Raw genomic sequence first — 16,684 nt, 5'->3', positions numbered from 1 at the left:
ATGGTGATTCGCCCGAGCCGTTCTTCGGCTTGAAGCTCTTGATCGACGCCCAGGCTTCGATCAGCGTGCCATCGACAGAGAAGTGGTCCGTTGACAGCAGCCGCTTTACCTTGGGCTGCGAAAGGATCGCACCCAGGAACTTCGCGGCGATGTCGCCTTCCAGCAGCCGGTCGCGGTTCTTCGAAAACACCGAATGGTCCCAAGCTGGATCGTCAATGCCAATGTCGACGAACCAGCGGAATAGAAGGTCGTATTCCAACCGCTCCATCAAAAGTCGCTCAGAGCGGATTGAATAGAAGGCTTGCAGAAGCATGGCGCGCAGAAGCTTTTCAGGCGCGATCGATGGCCGCCCGATCGGCGAATAGAGCGCTGCGAACTCCCGTTCCAGCAAAACGAGCGCGTCGTTCACGATCTGCCGGATTGCCCGCAGCGGATGATCACGACGAACACGATCCTCCAGATCGACATAACTGAAGAGTTGACCTGTCCTCACATCGCCGCCGCGCATCCATCAACTCCGAATCTCCACAAAGCCAATGAATCACGACCAAAGTCTTCACGCCAGGCCTTTTTCAACAGCCTGCTAGGACTTCCGATGTTCTGCGACACCTTACAAGACGGCCTTCACCGTGGGCTTACCTTACTCCGTACGATTATGAAATTGAAGTCTATCTTTTTCCTCTGCCGAAGAAGTAAAATAACGCCAGACTGACCTGTGCAACATTGAATCGCTATTTGGGTCTGTATTTGGTTCTCGAGTTTCGATCGGGCTCAAGATCGCATAAGGCACGTAGCATAATTTAGCAAAACGTAACTCTCGGACATGATATGCAGCGGAAATATCATTATCCCATTGAGACTGGCGAAAGATTATATCAAAAGCAATAGCCTTCAGTATATCAAGGCCTTCGTAGTCATCATCCATAGAAAAACGAATATGATTGATACCATACTGGTTCAATTTTTCGTGGGTCTCTTCTTCAAACAAATATTTATTCTAACCCGGAAAACGTCTCTTTATGCTAATTACTAATGGTTCAAAATCTTCTGCAGAGAGCATGGAATCATAGACATCACTCAATGAATCCCATGCAGAGAAATTATGAATAAGAAAAACTACTTTAATCCTACCCTCCGGTTTGCGGTTGGCAGCTATCATATTTACCGTTTGCTTGACTCTATCTATACCTGATTCAAAAATAGAATTATTAGCAAAATTAATATTTTTTATTTCTTTTGATTCATCTATAATCTGATCAGTCTTACCGTTGACCTGATTAATGTAATTTAAAATTTCAGTATAATCAGCACTGTGACTGACATTTAAAGAATTAATTTGTTCAACAACGAAATCTAATTTCGGTACTACTTCATCGCGATAATGAGCGCCTCGATTGGCATTAAGATCACTTATCTTTTCGGCAACAAAATCTAATTTTTGCGTCACTTCATCCAGTCTATTTGGTTGCGCCGCAATTATTTCCGCCAACTTACGCAAGGTACGAATTTTACGCACAAAACGCTTTAACATAGTTCCCCCTTTTTTATAATTGTAGGGTTTTTATACACAGACACCGATTTACCAAAACCAGCTAAATGCAATGTTTTATTTAAGTAAATAGAAAAAGAAACTATTAAAACATCATTTAAAAATTATCCGATAAAATGCAGGTGTGAATCAGAATATCTAACGGTGTATTTCCATTTCAATTTATGGCGGCCTTTTGATGGCGTTAAACAATCATCGGGCTGAACGGCAGCGAAATTTTCTTCAACTCATCACAACGCCAATCGAGCGAACCGCCCGTGCCATAGCGCGGGCGTTCTATTGTGTGGCCCATGAGTATACGACGCAGTTCGTCATCTATGTTCGCCTCTTTCATACGATCCTCGAACGAATGCCAGAACGAATAGATTTTATGGTTTGGTGTCGGGAACAGACTGTTTTCCTTGAAATACTTATTCAAGGTTGCCGACAGGTCATTCTCGCGGTTCCTGTAACGCGGAAAGCCTTCTTTGTGTTTCTGGAACACGGCCAACGCAACGCCCACCAGTGGCACGATACGCTCCGATGAAGAGGTTTTAATCTCACGCGGATCATCCGGGTCATCACGCGGCTCAATAGCGATGTGCGGCACTTTATGTGACAGGCGGATCGAGGACGGCGACAGGTTTGCCAGCTCACTTGGCCGCGCACCAGTTTCGATTAAAGCAAGCACAATCCCCCTCGCCTCATCATTCAGCGTTTCGAGGTTTCCCGGTTTCATAATTGTGCTGATAAGCCATTCACGTGGGAACGGCGGGCGCGAACGCTTTTTCTTGTTCGAGAAATTGAGACGTGCAAACGGGTTTTGCTTCCCTTCCTCACCGATGTAATTGAAATAGGCATCATAGAGCACGCGCATATTCCCAATGCCGCGATTCCCAGAAGATGCGGAGTGCGTAATCTTGCCATCCTTCGGCGCGATCCGCTCCAGCCAGTGGCGATAGAGCTTCATCGCATCATCGCGTGTGATGTCAATCATCGCCTTGTCACTGACGATCTGGATGAAGTTATTCACTGCGCGCAGCTTAACCTTCTTCCACTGCGCTTTTTGGACGGCACTTTTGTTGACCAGCTCATCCGGAACGATTTCATCGCAGTAAATATCGAATGCCTTGCTGACCGTCACAGGCGGCACAGGGATCATACCGGCCACACCTTGCGCCAGCTCCTGCGGCATCCTGTGTGTGGCGACCATTTCCAAACGCGTGACGATCTCTTCCAGCGAAGAATTTGCGGCCATGGCTTGCGAGGATCTATATGTGAGACCAAGCACCTCTATTCGACGCATAGAAGCCTCATAGCGCGCACGGGCGGGATCTCGCGGCTCATCCATGATCATTGATGCCCAGAGGATATTGTCAGCCTCTTCCATCAAGTCACGCTTGGATCTGGCAAGAGCCAGATCATCAGTCTTGAGCGAAACGCGAATCGTTGGCGCACGTTCATCTATATGGGCGATATTTCCCGGAACACGACGACGATAATAGTAGTTGCCAGTCCGCTCGAACAGAAACCGATCCGGGTCCTTTTTGTTCGTAAACCGCCCCATAAACGCACCTCAAAACAGAGTTTAAAACCCACTATGTAGCACGATATGTATCACAGTTTAGGATAAATTTGTAAATCGGCAATTTTTTAATTGTCGATTTATCATTTTATTACAATGCTTTAGCTGATTTTTACTTCAAGAATAATGGTGCGGATAGAGGGACTCGAACCCCCACGGTCTCCCGCCAGAACCTAAATCTGGTGCGTCTACCAATTTCGCCATATCCGCCTCTGAACCGAAGTGCATTCCACCGAACGCACTAAATTCGCCTCAGATATTGAACCGCCTCTCGAAAGCGCGCGTCTCTATATCATTCAATTTTCCCGGTTCAAAGGAAAAAAGCCGTTTTACCGGCATAGATTTGCCAGCTCTTTCAAGCCGAAGCGCTTTCGTGCTTTCCGCCCCTATATAGCGATCTTGTCGTCTTAGCCAAGCCCCTTTTCGTTCAGAAGTCGATTAATAGAGCGGCTCCTGATAAAGTTGCTCGCCATTATCACGTAAAGCTTTCATGACAGCCGTGCCTGTATCGTCAACGGCAACCACGGCAGTGATCTGTAAATCACGCTGGTTATCCTCAATTGCACGCCCCTCACCCTCCGGCACGTAATAGCGTTCTATGCCGTAACGCATACTGATGGTCGCATCAGGATAATCAGAAATCGCATAGACCGAATGACCGCGAATCTGCTTCTCGCCAGATGCGAGATCAGTAAACGGTTCAAAGGACGCACGCGAAAGATGCCACAAGCCCTGAGCGTCGGGCTTCAGCGCTACATAGACTGTGCGGGCACCGTCCTCAGGCTTACCCTGAATGATGTTGCGGTTGATCGATGTGATGTCATAGCCGAGGATAACGTAATCACCACGAATCAGATCACGCGGATCAATCGGTCGTGTCTGCAGCACGATCTCATTGCCAGACCGAAGCACTGAGGCGCGTTTCTCAATACTTGCATAAAGAATGCCTGTCTGGAGCACTGCAGCGACAACGGCACCGGCATAAAGCCACTTACTCTTGAATAAGCTCATGGCTTTGCCTCCACTTAGCGCTTTCGCCCGAACCGGCTCTCCATACGTCGCACGAAGGCTGCAAGGAGCAGCACCAGCACGCCTGTTGTCAGGAAGAAACCGGATGTACCGATAATCGAGTCCACCGTCGAGAAGGCGAGATAGAGCACTTCAAATGAGAAAGCTGCATAGGCAATGGAACGCAAACTGCCATTGTCTCGCCCGCACACGGCTAACGAACCGATCGATAGCGCCAGAATGAAAATGCCATAGACGACATCCTGCGTGATGTTCTTATCAAAAATGATGGAAAGCATCTTGTCAACTTGCAGAATGCCAAGCGCCAACAGCGCAAGCAGCAGGCCATAAGATGCCAGCGGATGCGCAAAGCGTGTGAGCTTCTGAAGCGCATCATGGGCAAAGGCGTCGGCGAGCATGAAAGCAATACCAATAACCAGCATCATGCCGAGAATCGCCCGGCTTTCGTTTTCAGAATAAAGAAGCACCGCCCAGCCCAGAACGAACAGGCACCATAAATGGGCTGCGTGGCGGGATTGCGTGAAACGCGCGGCAACTGCCCCAACCAGAACCAGCAACGGGCCTACCCATCGGTAATTCAGATCGCCATATTCGTTGCTGAACGCATAGGTCCCCAAATAAAAGCAGGCGACGGCTGCACCGAACACAGCCAGAACCGGAGAGCGCAGCAGAAACGCTGCTACAAGAACACCGCCCGCCCAGACCACAGCCGCCGAATGAACATCGCCAGACAGGTGATACATCTGACCAACAAGTGCGATGCCTGCGCCGAATGATGCTGCAGCTATTATATAGAGCACCTGCGGTAACAGCTTGTCGCCGCGCAGCTCACGCCATGCACCGCCGATATAGCACACCCAGATCAATGCGAAGATAAGACCGATACGCATGATGCGCGGCATATCCTGCCAGTTGGCTGCAACTAGCATGATGACCGCAGCGCCAAGCAACAGCCCGCCAAGTGTTGCGAGAACCGAGCCGAGACTGAACCGGGGGGCACGTTTTTCAAGATCGGCATTCAGCCGCGAAGCCGTGTCGGCATCGATAAGGCCATCATGCTGCCATCGCTCGATCAGGCGCTCTACTGAAACTGAAAACGACAAAACAACTCCCGAACAATCTATCCGTTGATACGAAGCTTAATCCAAGTGGCTGGTGGTTAGATTCCGATATTTCTAACCGGATGAGACTCGCGTTGAACAAATATCGAAACCTAAAAACCACCAGCAATATTATGAATCTAGTGGATTTTTCGAATTTGACGTTTGGAGCAGCATGTATGTCGGTCCGTGTCCAAACGTCAAATTCAATCCACTAGGAAACATATAAGAAACTCGCCAGCCGGCAAATAGTTAGGTCGAGGTCCTTTACGGCAATTTTGTGCCTGAACAGTCTAATCGATTTAGTCCGTCGTGCAGAACCCGCAGAGCAGCTATGCAAACTCGGGTCTGCAAGTAGCGAAAACAATGAGTTATATAATGGGCAACACAACGAGATGAATTGAACCACAGTTCCTCAAAGATGAAGGAATAAAACGATGAACCTGCTTCGCTCATACAATAACTGGCGCCGTTACCGCGATACTGTCAACGAGCTTAACCAGCTTTCGACTCGCGAACTTAACGATCTTGGCATTTCCCGCGCAGACATTCCGTTTGTCGCGCGTCAGTCCAAGGGACGCTAATCAGATTTGACTTTGCTGGGCCTGAATCCTCCTCCCATCAGGCCCGGTTCGTCGCAAAGCACTCCTCCTCCCATGCTTTGCGATACCAAGACCGGTCTCTCCTCCTCCCAATTCCGGTCTGACAATAATGGCATCCCGTCGCACCTCCTTCCGCGCCGGATGCCATTTGTTTTTGTGGTATAGGTTCCCTGCTCTGATGCGCTTCTCCCATTGAAGGCGACATTCAAAGGAGGTAAGGGATTTGCCATGTCAAAAGATACCAATCTCTCCCCCGTACATGTCGTAGGCGGCGGTCTCGCAGGCTCCGAAGCCGCGTGGCAAATTGCGCAGGCTGGCGTTCCTGTGGTTTTGCATGAAATGCGCCCCGTTCGCGGCACAGACGCGCATAAGACGGACCAGCTTGCAGAGCTGGTCTGCTCGAATTCTTTCCGCTCGGACGACGCTGAGACCAATGCCGTCGGCGTACTTCATGCCGAAATGCGCCTTGCAGGCTCGCTGATTATGGCTTGTGCCGACGCACATCAGGTTCCAGCTGGTGGCGCACTCGCGGTCGATCGCGAAGGCTTTTCGCAGGCAGTGACTGCAAAACTAGAAGCGCACCCGCTGATTACCATTGAACGCGAAGAAGTCACCGGCCTACCGCCCGAAGACTGGGGCACGACGATTGTCGCGACCGGCCCACTGACTGCGCCGACGCTTGCAGAAGCGATTCAGGCACAAACAGGTGCTGATGCGCTCGCATTCTTTGATGCCATCGCGCCGATCATCCATTTTGATTCGATCAATATGGATGTGTGCTGGTTCCAGTCGCGCTATGACAAGGTTGGGCCAGGCGGCACCGGCAAGGACTACATCAACTGTCCCACGGACAAAGAGCAGTATGAGGCTTTCGTTGCTGCCCTTATCGAAGGCGACACGACCGATTTCAAGGAATGGGAAGGCACGCCCTATTTCGATGGCTGTCTGCCTATCGAAGTGATGGCCGAACGCGGCCCGGAAACCTTGCGCCATGGCCCGATGAAGCCAATGGGCCTCACCAATGAGCACAATCCGACGGTCAAGGCCTATGCGGTCGTGCAGTTGCGTCAGGATAATGCGCTTGGCACGCTCTACAATATGGTCGGTTTCCAGACGAAATTGAAATACGGCTCGCAGACCGGCATCTTCAAAATGATCCCCGGCCTTGAGAATGCAGAATTTGCGCGTCTTGGCGGCCTGCACCGCAACACCTATCTCAATTCGCCAGTGCTGCTCGATAATGTGCTGCGGTTGAAGTCTCGCGAAAACCTGCGCTTCGCTGGCCAGATTACCGGCTGTGAAGGTTACGTCGAATCATCGGCAATCGGACTGCTGGCCGGACGTTTCACCGCTGCTGAAAAGCTTGGCAAGACACCGGTGGCACCGCCGCAGACCACAGCTTTTGGCGCCCTGCTCGGCCATATCACTGGCGGCCACATTGTTGCTGACGACGATGAACCGGGTAAACGCTCATTCCAGCCAATGAACGTGAATTTTGGTCTGTTCCCACCAATCGACGTGCCTATACCAGAAGGTAAGCGGCTGCGCGGCAAGGAAAAGACGCTTGCAAAAAAGCGCGCGCTATCTGCACGCGCACTCGCCGATTTCCAGGAATGGCTCGGCAACAACGCGTAAGTTTGGAAAAGATTTATAGTTTTAATTCAAAAAGATAAGGCGGTTTTCTTATTCAGGAAAACCGCCTTATCTGTTTTAAAAATTAGATCGAAACATCAGCCATTGTTTGCGTATGGCTGAAAGGTCGGCCACCTGATCAGAAGCTTTACTACCAAGCCGTTCAACAGAGCTGAGATAGGCCGGAACAAGCGCCAGCGGTAGAAATGCAGGGCTGAGGCTTTTGGGCAGATCTTTCTTGGCCTTATCAAAGATTGCCAGATGTTCACGCGCGAGAGCCATCATCACAGTGATGACGCGCTCATGAGCGGACTTGTCGGCGATGCCGAGGAAGGCGTCGCGCGTCACGCCAACCGCCTGCAGCATATCGGCAGGCACATAAAGCTGCCCGCGACGGCGATGAATCGGCATAAGGCGCAGGAGGCCAGTCACGGCCTGTGCAACTCCGGCATGGCCAACTGTCTCGGTATGGGCCTGCGCCGCATCACGATCAAGAATGAAACCGGCTAGCTGGATAAGTGCCGAAGCGGTTTCGCCGCAATAGCCTTCCAGATCGTTCCGGCTTGGCATCGGTTCGTCATAGAGATCGAAAATGCGGGCATCGCAATAATTGTCGAAAGCCACGCGCGGCAAATCATATTTGGTAATCGTATCGATCAGCGCTGCAGCAACAGGATGGGCATCTGCACTGCCACGTTCCTCCTCATTGATGAGATCGCGCCACCATTGCAGACGGACTTCACCGGGTAATGGCTCGTGTACCAGGTCACGAATCCGAGCAATTTCTGAATTGAACGCATAAAGCGCAGCAAGCGCGCCACGTTTTTCTTCCGGCGCATAGAGCACCGAAAGATAACGATCCCGGTCGGCTTCGCGCAGAAGCGCCAGGCAATGTGCCTCATTCTGGTTCATGGAAATCAGTCTACCGCAATCAGCGCCGCTGCAACCGCACGATCTTCGGCGAGCAGCACATTATATGTGCGCACGGCAGCGCCCGTACTCATTGGATCGGAGGAAATACGATGCTCGCGCAGCATAGCGCGCACATCTTCCGGAATGCGGCGAAGATCCATTCCCGTTCCCACCAACAGGATTTCAATGTCACTCGCCTGTTCAAGAATGGCCCCCAGATCACGGCGTGACAGGATTGGCGGCGTCTGCGGTTCCCAGCCATGAATGCCGGATGGCAGGCACAGAATAGAGCCAATATGCGACATATAGGCGAAGCGGAAACCGCCATTGCCATATGCATCAATTGGTGCGCGGCCCGGAAAGTGGGCCTCACGAATTTCTATACCCTTAGCCATGTCTAATTATCCAGATTGAGCGACTGTGCAAGATCATCGCCCATTGCATCGTCACCATCAGCAGCGCGCGGCTTGAGGCCGAACTGTACGAGCAAAGGTGCTGCAATAAAGATCGAAGAATAGGTTGCCACGATGATGCCCACGCTCAATGCCAGTGCAAACATGCGGATATCTGCTCCACCAAACATATAGAGCGGAATATGCGCAATGAAAGTCACAAAGGCTGTCGGCAATGTACGCGACAAGGTCTGATTGATGGAGGCATCAATAATCGCGGGCAGCGGCGCACTGTTATAGCGCTTCAAGTTTTCACGCACGCGGTCATAAATCACGATGGTATCATTCAGCGAATAACCGATGATTGTCAGAACCGCCGCAACACTCCAAAGATTGAATTCCATGCGGAAGACAATGAAGACACCCGCCAGAATGATGACGTCGTGTAGCGTCGAAAGAACAGCGCCAAGCGCCAGCTGCCAACGGAACCTGATCCAGACATAGACGAAGATACCGGCAAGCGACAGGAACAGCGCAAGAAGACCGGCCTGTGAAAGCTGTTCCGAAACGGTTGGGCCGACAACCTCAACACGCTGGAACGAGTAGTCCTGTTCGAATTCACCACGCAGTTTCACCGCAACGGTCTGTTCCGCATCGTCGCCCACTTCCTGGCTGCCAATAAGGACAAGCGCAGAACGTGGGGATTTGACAGGCAACACGCGCACGCTCTCAATATTGAGCTCGCTCATGCGTTCTTCAATGTCAGCCAGATTGGCATCACCGCTGCGAGCCTGTAATTCGACCATCGAACCACCACGGAAATCGATGCCGTAATTGATGCCGATATTGACGAAGAGAGCGACAACGATTGCTGAAGCCAGAACGGAAATGCCGAGGGTCACGAACTGAAGACGCATGAACGGAATATGCGTAACGGTCGGAACGAGCTTCAGGCGACGCTTCGGGATTTCTTTTGGCTTTGCCGTGCGCACCCATTGGGCGATCAGCAAACGCGTGAAGGTCAGCGTCGTGAATAGTGTTGTAAGGATACCGATTGTAACAGTGAGCGCAAAGCCATGTACCGGACCTGAGCCAAGCAGGAACAGAACGAGAGCTGCAATCATCGTTGTGAGGTTGGCGTCAACGATGGTCGAAAGCGCGCGATAGAAGCCAGATTCCATCGCCTGAACAACGGAATAGCCTTTGCGGCGATCTTCCCGCACACGTTCGTAAATCAGAATATTGGCATCAACGGCCATACCGATGATCAGCACCAGACCCGCAACGCTAGCAAGCGTTATCGATGCTCCAATCAGTGATATGATCGCTATCAGAATGATCATGTTGACGACAAGCGTCACCATGGCGATCACGCCGAGGATGCCGTAGGACAGGATCATGAACAGGCCGACTAGCAGCGCCGCCAGAAGTGCTGCGAATACCGCTGCACTTGCATAGTCGTCACCCAGAGCCGAAGCGATGGTACGTTCTTCAAGAACTGAAACAGCCTTTGGCAATGCGCCCGAACGCAGAACGACGGCCATATTATTGGCAGCCTGCAGATCAAAGCCGCCAGAAATTTCAAGCTCATTCGTGTCAAGCTGTCCGTCTACGACAGGCGCTGAAACAACCTGATTATCGATGACAATTGCGAAGCTCTTGCCAGCGGCCTGAGCGGTCGCAGCAGCGAGACTGCTGCGCCCCTTCTCGTCCAGCGTCAGCGTAATGACTGGTTCGTTATCGTCTTCGGCAAGGGTTGCTTTTGCATCGGTGACATCTTCACCGGTAAAAATAGGCTCGTTTTTGACGAGATAGCCGACTGGTGGATCGTCATAGGAATAGACAACCGCGCTGTCAGCTGGTGGTTCTCCGCGGATCGCATCGTCGGGAGACATGCTGTCATCAACCGAACGGAACGAGAGATTGCCACGAATACTGAGAATATCTTTCAGAAGCTGGGCGTCATAAAGGCCCGGGACTTCAACGCGAATCCGATTACGGCCCTCTTCCTCGACGATAGGGCTGCCGTAGCCAAGTTCTTCCAGACGCTGCCGCATAATGTCTTTAGTGCGATCAAGATCGCCACTGGCAGCATTCTGCACCTGAAGGACGAGTCGAGAACCACCCGAAAGATCAAGGCCGAGTGCGACCTGCTTTGTGGGCAAAAATCCGGGCAGATTTGCCAGTGTTTCACGCGAGAAAAAATTAGGCGACGCAATGATGAAGCTGGCAATGATTGCCAACCAGATCAGAGCCGATTTCCAACGTGAAAAATAAAGCATCGAGCAGCAAATCCGTTTCGGCTTGGGTAGATCTTGCTGGAGGAGTGCATTCGCGAACTGCCCTCCGGCTTTGTGAACGCGCCATATCCAAAGACAAGGCACATGCACGATAATGATCGAGCCCCGGTTATGGAAACCTTACCGGGGCTCGATTAGTCTGGTAAAAATTACTTGTTCTTGTTGTCGACGACTGGTTCGCCCTTAACGCGCACTTCAGAAAGAGCGCTGCGCAGAACGCGGATCTTAACGCCTTCAGCGATTTCAACATCGAGCTCGCCGTCGTCATGGACCTTCTGGACCTTACCAACGATGCCGCCACCGGTCACAACCGTGTCGCCGCGACGAACTGCTGCCAGCATTTCCTGACGCTTCTTCATCTGGGTACGCTGAGGGCGGATGATGAGGAAATACATGATTACGAAAATCAGGACGAAAGGCAGGATGCTCATGAGCATGTCTGGTCCAGCGGCGCCGCCGGAGGCTTGTGCAAAAGCCGGTGTTACGAACATTAGGAACTCCTCTGAAGTCTCGAAGACAAATTCTTTACGGCATTACAATGGTTAGCGCGACAATTGCAACCGGCGAAGGCCCTACTGCGCCAAGGTCACACACTTTTCCCGCCTGCTGTGGCATGTTAAGCCCTGATCCTCACTATTTGAGGGCTTGGAATGACCACCGAAAATATACTCAGCCAGAAACTAGACCGCCTGATTGCTGCTTTGGAGCGCATTGCACCACCGCAACCAGGCATACCTGATCTTGAAGCCGCTGACTGCTTCGTCTGGGCACCGGAGCGACTGACACTTGATCCGGTCAAACGTGTTAATCGCGTCGATATAGCGCTCATTCGTGGCGTTGATTTGGTGCGTGACCAGCTTGTCGACAATACCCGCCGTTTTGCCAAAGGTTATCCGGCAAACAATGTCCTGCTCTGGGGCGCGCGCGGTATGGGCAAATCATCGCTCGTCAAGGCTGCTCAAGCCAGCGTCAACGCCGAACAGGCCGACAAACTGCCGCTCAAGCTCGTTGAAATCCACCGCGAAGATATCGACAGCCTGCCTGCCCTGATGAATATCATCAAGGAAACGGACTATCGCTTCATTCTGTTCTGCGATGATCTTTCGTTCGATCACGATGATACGTCCTATAAGTCGCTGAAAGCTGCACTTGAAGGTGGCGTTGAAGGCCGTCCAGACAACGTAATTTTCTATGCGACGTCCAATCGCCGCCATCTGATGCCGCGCGATATGATCGATAACGAGCGCTCGACTGCTGTTAATCCATCGGAAGCGATTGAAGAAAAGGTTTCGCTGTCCGATCGTTTCGGCCTGTGGCTTGGTTTCCATAAATGCAGTCAGGATGACTACCTGGCGATGGTTGACGGCTATGCCGCGCATTATAAGTTGGATTACGATCCGCAGGCGATGCACGCAGAGGCGCTGACCTGGTCGACCACGCGTGGCAATCGCTCAGGCCGTGTTGCCTGGCAATATATTCAGGATCTCGCTGGCCGGCTCGGCAAAGCGATTTAAGGTATTTCCAGCAAAAGTGCGAAGCGGCTGTGCGTCGGATGATGTGTAAAAACAGGCAGTTAAAGCGGGTCCAGGGATTCATTCTTAACTGGACCACTGCAACTGAAGGCGTAAATAAGAAAGGCGGGTCCGAGACCCGCCTTTCTTATTTACGCGATGCAATTCCGATCAAGATTCCAGATACTTGGATGGATTGACCGGCGAAGAGTTCTTGCGCACTTCAAAATGCAGCTTTGGCGACTTTGCGTTGCCGCTCATGCCGGACTTGGCGATATCTTCTCCGCGACGAACCTTCTGGCCGCGCTGCACAAGAATCTGGCTGTTGTGGCTGTAAACCGTAACCAGACCATTGTCGTGGCGGATAAGAACTGTCTGGCCGAACTCTTTCAAACCGTCGCCTGCATAGATAACGACGCCGTTTTTAGCAGCCTTAACAGCGGTACCTTCCGGCACCATAATGTCGATGCCGTCATTCACGGAAGTGCCGTCACGCTGACCGAAGCTTGCGAGAACGCGACCGCGAACTGGCCATCGCATCTGCGAGATACCCGTTGAAGATGGCGCAGCGGACTGATCCTTTTTCGCATCTTCAATGACCTTGTTGCTCGCCTGAGGCGGCGTGTAAGGCTTGACGTTCGATGCTGCGTCAGGTGCAACCGAAGCGGTCTGCACAGGTGCAGGAGCTGCAGGTTTCACTGGCTGAGGTGCAGCGGCTGCAACCTGCGTTGCCGCACCTGGTGCCGATGGGATAGCCAGATTCTGACCGACGCGGATTGCTCCGTTTGTCAGGCCATTTGCCTGCTTCAACTGTTCAACCGGTACGTTGTGCTTCTGCGCAATCGAGAAGAGCGAATCACCTGACTTAACCGTGTAACCACCACCAGCTGCAGCTGGCTGTGGAGCAGCGTTCGCGACTGGAGCAGGAGCAACAGTATGATTTGCGGCAGGCAGAGGAACGCCATTTGCGGTGGCTGGCAGCTGACCCAGAACCTGCGACTTCGCATTGGCAGCTGCATTATTTGCAGCACCGGCAGCACTGGCGACCTGAGTTCCGGCACTATTAACGGCGCCATTCACTCGATTGGCGGCATTATTTTGCGCCTGATAAACCTGATTCTGTGCCTGCGTTGCAGCAGCAGCGACCGGTGCAGACGACACAGGAGGCAGGCTGTTACGCTGTACGGACCCACTCGAAACCGGCTGAGCCGCCGCCACTGGCGCAGATGCGTAAACATCGCCAGCAGGCTGTTGTTGCACAACACGCTGATTAGACGTGGAGCCTGTGTAAACACCATCCGTGAAGCGCATTGTATCGGCGCTACACCCTGCACCAAAACCGGCAATGAGAACGATCGCTGCATTCCGCAGAAGACGTTCGGACGTATGCTGCAATATTGAAAAACGCATGTTCAACTCGCCCAACTCTAAAACTCACTTGGACTCATTAAAACGCGTTAATGTTACTCGCTGGTTAAGAATCGAGATTTCTTCGAAAAAATATTCACCAATTAAACACCATAAGCACACAAAAGTGCCACGGCATTGCCCGCAATGCTCCACAAACCCTGAGCTTTTAAAGGATAAATACGCGGGCCACTTCCTCACAAAACGGAGGAAATGCCCTCGATAAATGGCTGATAACGAACAGGCATAATGTTTTCCTGCTCGAAACGGCTACCTACTTTTGCGATGCGCGTTACCATCTGCATACCATCGCCCGGCCCTACTGACGCAACGAGAACGCCATGGGTTGCCAGAAGCTCCACAAAATGGCGCGGAATATCCTCACAGGCCAGCCAGATCACGATACGATCGAATGGCCCACCCGGCATTCCGTGGCGACCATCCGCGTGCTTCACCATGATATTTTCGCGCGTGAGTGTCACGAATTGCTGCAAGGCACGGTCGCAGAGCTTGCGATAACGTTCAACTGTCGTCACGCGGCCAGAAAGCATAGACATAACGGCGGCTGTAAAGCCCGAACCTGTACCGATTTCCAGAACACGGTGTCCCGTTTCCAGATTGAGCGCAGAGATAACCCGCGCCTGATCGTCGATACCTTCAATATACTCACCGCAATCAAGCGGTGCGGTGCGCTGGCTGAAAGCAAGATGCGCCCATGAAGAGCCCATGAAGCTCTGTCGCGGGGTCGCTTCAATTGCCGCAAAGAGGCGGGCATCATTGATGCCACGCGCTCTCATACGCATTACGAAGGATGCAAATCCTTCCCTGTCCGAAAGCTGCGGGCGTTCAGACACAGCCTGATTCATGCTTCAACCCCAAGAGTCTTGCTCAATTCAGCGCGAACCTTCTGAGCTGTCAGGTCGAGATGCAGCGGCGTCACCGAGATGTAATCAGCGCGGATTGCGGCAATGTCGCTATCGCTGGCGACTTCTGCCTTGGTGCGACCGAACTGCAGCCAGAAATAAGGGAAACCGCGACCGTCGCGACGCTCATCGAGCCGTGCATCGTGGCTCAACTTGCCCTGTGCAGTGACGCGTGTGCCTTTGACTTTATCCGGTGCGCAATTCGGGAAATTCAGATTGAGAAGGACGCCCTCTGGCCAACCAGCTTCAACCAGCTTCTTGATAAGCCCAGGTGCGTGAGCCTCCGCTGTTTCCCAAGGCAGGATACGGCGACCATCTTCGTAGTCATATTCCTGCGACAGCGCTATTGCCTTTACACCGAGAAGCGTGCCTTCCATCGCACCAGCGACCGTGCCTGAATAGGTCACGTCATCAGCCATATTGGCACCCGAATTTACACCCGACAGGATGAGGTCCGGTGCTTCTGGCAAAACATGGCGAACGCCCATGATAACGCAATCAGTCGGCGTGCCACGCAGTGCAAAATGACGATCATCAATCTTGCGCAGGCGCAGTGGCTCTGACAGCGTCAACGAGTGTGCAAGGCCGCTCTGGTCAGTTTCAGGAGCGACGACCCAGACATCATCGGAGAGCTGGCGTGCGATACGCTCCAGAACTGCGAGGCCTTCAGCGTGGATACCATCATCGTTCATCAGCAGAATTCGCACGTCGTCTCTCCTTCATTCACATCATTAATGTTTTAGTTCACGCGGCTTTCTCAATGCGCGTGAGGCCGCCCATGTATGGCTGCAATGCTTCAGGAATATGAATGCTGCCGTCTTCCTGCTGATAATTTTCCATCACAGCAATCAGAGCGCGACCAACAGCAACACCCGAACCGTTGAGGGTATGAACAAAACGCGTGGCTTTCTCACCTTCCGGGCGATAGCGCGCGTTCATACGGCGGCCCTGGAAGTCTCCACAGACCGAGCAGCTGGAAATTTCGCGATAAGCGTTCTGTCCAGGCATCCATACTTCAATGTCGTAGGTCTTCTGCGCGCCAAAGCCCATATCACCCGTGCACAGAACAACAGTACGGAACGGAAGACCAAGGCGCTTGAGAACTTCTTCCGCACAGGCTGTCATGCGTTCATGTTCAGCAGCCGAGCTGTCTGCGTCAGTGACCGAAACCATCTCGACCTTCATGAACTGATGCTGGCGCAGCATTCCGCGTGTGTCACGGCCTGCAGAACCCGCTTCCGAACGGAAGCAAGGTGTCAGCGCGGTATAACGCTGAGGCAGCGACTTGAGATCGACAATCTCGTCCGCAACTAGATTGGTCAACGGCACTTCCGCCGTTGGAATCAACCAACGACCATCCGTGGTGCGGAACAGGTCTTCCGAAAATTTCGGCAGTTGGCCTGTGCCATAAACAGCTTCGTCGCGCACCATCAGCGGCGGCATGGTTTCAGTATAGCCGTTTTCGGTGGTGTGCAGATCAAGCATGAACTGGCCAAGCGCACGTTCAAGACGGGCGAGCGGGCCTTTGAGAATCGTAAACCGCGCACCGGCGATCTTTGCCGCGCGCTCAAAATCCATGTAGCCAAGTGCTTCGCCCAGCTCATAATGTTCTTTTGGCTGGAACGAGAAATTACGTTGATTGCCAATGCGGCGGACTTCGACATTATCTGCCTCGTCCTTACCAAGCGGCACATCATCTGCTGGCACATTTGGCAGGCTCGAAAGCGCGTCGTTCAGTTCCTTGACCAGACGGCGTTCTGCTT

General features: G+C 52.4%; 17 protein-coding genes and 1 tRNA gene. 3 read left to right on the top strand and 15 right to left on the bottom strand.

Features of this window, described 5'->3' with window-relative positions:
• From GAK38_RS21350 to GAK38_RS21320, 7 genes are all read right to left on the bottom strand, one after another.
• A partial coding sequence (locus GAK38_RS21350) for a transposase (RefSeq protein ID WP_325346951.1) occupies positions 1-508 on the bottom strand: 508 nt, incomplete at its 3' end.
• Positions 509-640: 132 nt separating this feature from the next.
• Positions 641-988 carry a hypothetical protein gene (locus GAK38_RS21345; RefSeq protein WP_325346950.1) on the bottom strand — a complete coding sequence of 116 codons (348 nt, stop codon included), beginning with the start codon at positions 986-988 and terminating at the stop codon, positions 641-643.
• Positions 989-997: 9 nt separating this feature from the next.
• The gene (locus GAK38_RS21340; protein ID WP_325346949.1) at positions 998-1,531 is read right to left on the bottom strand and encodes a hypothetical protein; all 534 of its coding nucleotides are present in this window, start codon (positions 1,529-1,531) and stop codon (positions 998-1,000) included.
• Between the two features lie 202 nt (positions 1,532-1,733).
• Positions 1,734-3,095, bottom strand: a complete 1,362-nt coding sequence (locus GAK38_RS21335; RefSeq protein WP_325346948.1) for a DUF6538 domain-containing protein — start codon at positions 3,093-3,095, stop codon at positions 1,734-1,736.
• Positions 3,096-3,240: 145 nt separating this feature from the next.
• Positions 3,241-3,323 (bottom strand) — tRNA-Leu (locus tag GAK38_RS21330).
• 228 nt (positions 3,324-3,551) lie between these two features.
• On the bottom strand, positions 3,552-4,124 hold the full coding sequence (locus GAK38_RS21325) for a GDYXXLXY domain-containing protein (protein WP_325346947.1): 573 nt from the start codon (positions 4,122-4,124) through the stop codon (positions 3,552-3,554).
• Between the two features lie 14 nt (positions 4,125-4,138).
• A complete protein-coding gene (locus GAK38_RS21320; protein ID WP_325346946.1) occupies positions 4,139-5,245 on the bottom strand; it encodes a DUF2157 domain-containing protein in 1,107 nt (368 codons plus the stop codon).
• 434 nt (positions 5,246-5,679) lie between these two features.
• On the opposite strand from GAK38_RS21320, the gene GAK38_RS24020 reads away from it, so the two are divergent.
• Positions 5,680-5,826, top strand: a complete 147-nt coding sequence (locus tag GAK38_RS24020; protein WP_007874707.1) for a DUF1127 domain-containing protein — start codon at positions 5,680-5,682, stop codon at positions 5,824-5,826.
• A 246-nt stretch (positions 5,827-6,072) separates the two neighbouring features.
• Positions 6,073-7,479: a methylenetetrahydrofolate--tRNA-(uracil(54)-C(5))-methyltransferase (FADH(2)-oxidizing) TrmFO gene (trmFO, locus tag GAK38_RS21315; RefSeq protein WP_325346945.1), complete on the top strand. Its 1,407-nt coding sequence runs from the start codon at positions 6,073-6,075 to the stop codon at positions 7,477-7,479.
• A 75-nt stretch (positions 7,480-7,554) separates the two neighbouring features.
• Here trmFO and GAK38_RS21310 read toward each other — a convergent pair whose 3' ends face one another.
• The 4 genes from GAK38_RS21310 to yajC form a co-directional block, all read right to left on the bottom strand.
• Positions 7,555-8,388: a phytoene/squalene synthase family protein gene (locus tag GAK38_RS21310; RefSeq protein WP_325346944.1), complete on the bottom strand. Its 834-nt coding sequence runs from the start codon at positions 8,386-8,388 to the stop codon at positions 7,555-7,557.
• Between the two features lie 5 nt (positions 8,389-8,393).
• Positions 8,394-8,783 carry an Mth938-like domain-containing protein gene (locus tag GAK38_RS21305; protein ID WP_325346943.1) on the bottom strand — a complete coding sequence of 130 codons (390 nt, stop codon included), beginning with the start codon at positions 8,781-8,783 and terminating at the stop codon, positions 8,394-8,396.
• A 2-nt stretch (positions 8,784-8,785) separates the two neighbouring features.
• Positions 8,786-11,062 carry a protein translocase subunit SecDF gene (gene secDF, locus GAK38_RS21300; protein WP_325346942.1) on the bottom strand — a complete coding sequence of 759 codons (2,277 nt, stop codon included), beginning with the start codon at positions 11,060-11,062 and terminating at the stop codon, positions 8,786-8,788.
• 167 nt (positions 11,063-11,229) lie between these two features.
• A complete protein-coding gene (gene yajC, locus GAK38_RS21295) occupies positions 11,230-11,571 on the bottom strand; it encodes a preprotein translocase subunit YajC (protein ID WP_325346941.1) in 342 nt (113 codons plus the stop codon).
• Between the two features lie 159 nt (positions 11,572-11,730).
• On the opposite strand from yajC, the gene GAK38_RS21290 reads away from it, so the two are divergent.
• Positions 11,731-12,594, top strand: a complete 864-nt coding sequence (locus GAK38_RS21290; RefSeq protein ID WP_105518428.1) for an ATP-binding protein — start codon at positions 11,731-11,733, stop codon at positions 12,592-12,594.
• 168 nt (positions 12,595-12,762) lie between these two features.
• On the opposite strand, the gene dipM is transcribed toward GAK38_RS21290, so the two are convergent.
• From dipM to serS, 4 genes are all read right to left on the bottom strand, one after another.
• Positions 12,763-14,016 carry a cell division endopeptidase DipM gene (gene dipM / locus GAK38_RS21285; protein WP_325346940.1) on the bottom strand — a complete coding sequence of 418 codons (1,254 nt, stop codon included), beginning with the start codon at positions 14,014-14,016 and terminating at the stop codon, positions 12,763-12,765.
• A 179-nt stretch (positions 14,017-14,195) separates the two neighbouring features.
• A complete protein-coding gene (locus GAK38_RS21280; RefSeq protein WP_325346939.1) occupies positions 14,196-14,864 on the bottom strand; it encodes a protein-L-isoaspartate(D-aspartate) O-methyltransferase in 669 nt (222 codons plus the stop codon).
• Positions 14,861-15,628, bottom strand: coding sequence for a 5'/3'-nucleotidase SurE (gene surE / locus GAK38_RS21275; RefSeq protein WP_325346938.1), 768 nt, complete (start codon positions 15,626-15,628; stop codon positions 14,861-14,863). The genes GAK38_RS21280 and surE overlap by 4 nt, the downstream gene beginning before the upstream one ends.
• A 37-nt stretch (positions 15,629-15,665) precedes the next feature.
• The coding region (gene serS / locus GAK38_RS21270; protein ID WP_325346937.1) for a serine--tRNA ligase at positions 15,666-16,684 on the bottom strand (1,019 nt) is incomplete at its 5' end.

Source organism: Xylophilus sp., assembly GCA_009914555.1.
Lineage (GTDB): Bacteria > Pseudomonadota > Gammaproteobacteria > Burkholderiales > Burkholderiaceae_C > WNDY01.
The sequence above is the reverse complement of the archived record's forward strand: the minus strand, read 5'-3'. Positions and strand labels throughout refer to the sequence as shown.

What these genes read in the sequence shown, in the direction of transcription:
- GAK38_RS21340 (WP_325346949.1), bottom strand. Translation starts at nt 1,531, where the DNA reads ATGTTAAAGCGTTTTGTGCGTAAAATTCGTACCTTGCGTAAGTTGGCG.
- GAK38_RS21335 (WP_325346948.1), bottom strand. Translation starts at nt 3,095, where the DNA reads ATGGGGCGGTTTACGAACAAAAAGGACCCGGATCGGTTTCTGTTCGAG.
- GAK38_RS21325 (WP_325346947.1), bottom strand. Translation starts at nt 4,124, where the DNA reads ATGAGCTTATTCAAGAGTAAGTGGCTTTATGCCGGTGCCGTTGTCGCT.
- GAK38_RS24020 (WP_007874707.1), top strand. Translation starts at nt 5,680, where the DNA reads ATGAACCTGCTTCGCTCATACAATAACTGGCGCCGTTACCGCGATACT.
- trmFO (WP_325346945.1), top strand. Translation starts at nt 6,073, where the DNA reads ATGTCAAAAGATACCAATCTCTCCCCCGTACATGTCGTAGGCGGCGGT.
- GAK38_RS21310 (WP_325346944.1), bottom strand. Translation starts at nt 8,388, where the DNA reads ATGAACCAGAATGAGGCACATTGCCTGGCGCTTCTGCGCGAAGCCGAC.
- GAK38_RS21305 (WP_325346943.1), bottom strand. Translation starts at nt 8,783, where the DNA reads ATGGCTAAGGGTATAGAAATTCGTGAGGCCCACTTTCCGGGCCGCGCA.
- secDF (WP_325346942.1), bottom strand. Translation starts at nt 11,062, where the DNA reads ATGCTTTATTTTTCACGTTGGAAATCGGCTCTGATCTGGTTGGCAATC.
- yajC (WP_325346941.1), bottom strand. Translation starts at nt 11,571, where the DNA reads ATGTTCGTAACACCGGCTTTTGCACAAGCCTCCGGCGGCGCCGCTGGA.
- GAK38_RS21290 (WP_105518428.1), top strand. Translation starts at nt 11,731, where the DNA reads ATGACCACCGAAAATATACTCAGCCAGAAACTAGACCGCCTGATTGCT.
- GAK38_RS21280 (WP_325346939.1), bottom strand. Translation starts at nt 14,864, where the DNA reads ATGAATCAGGCTGTGTCTGAACGCCCGCAGCTTTCGGACAGGGAAGGA.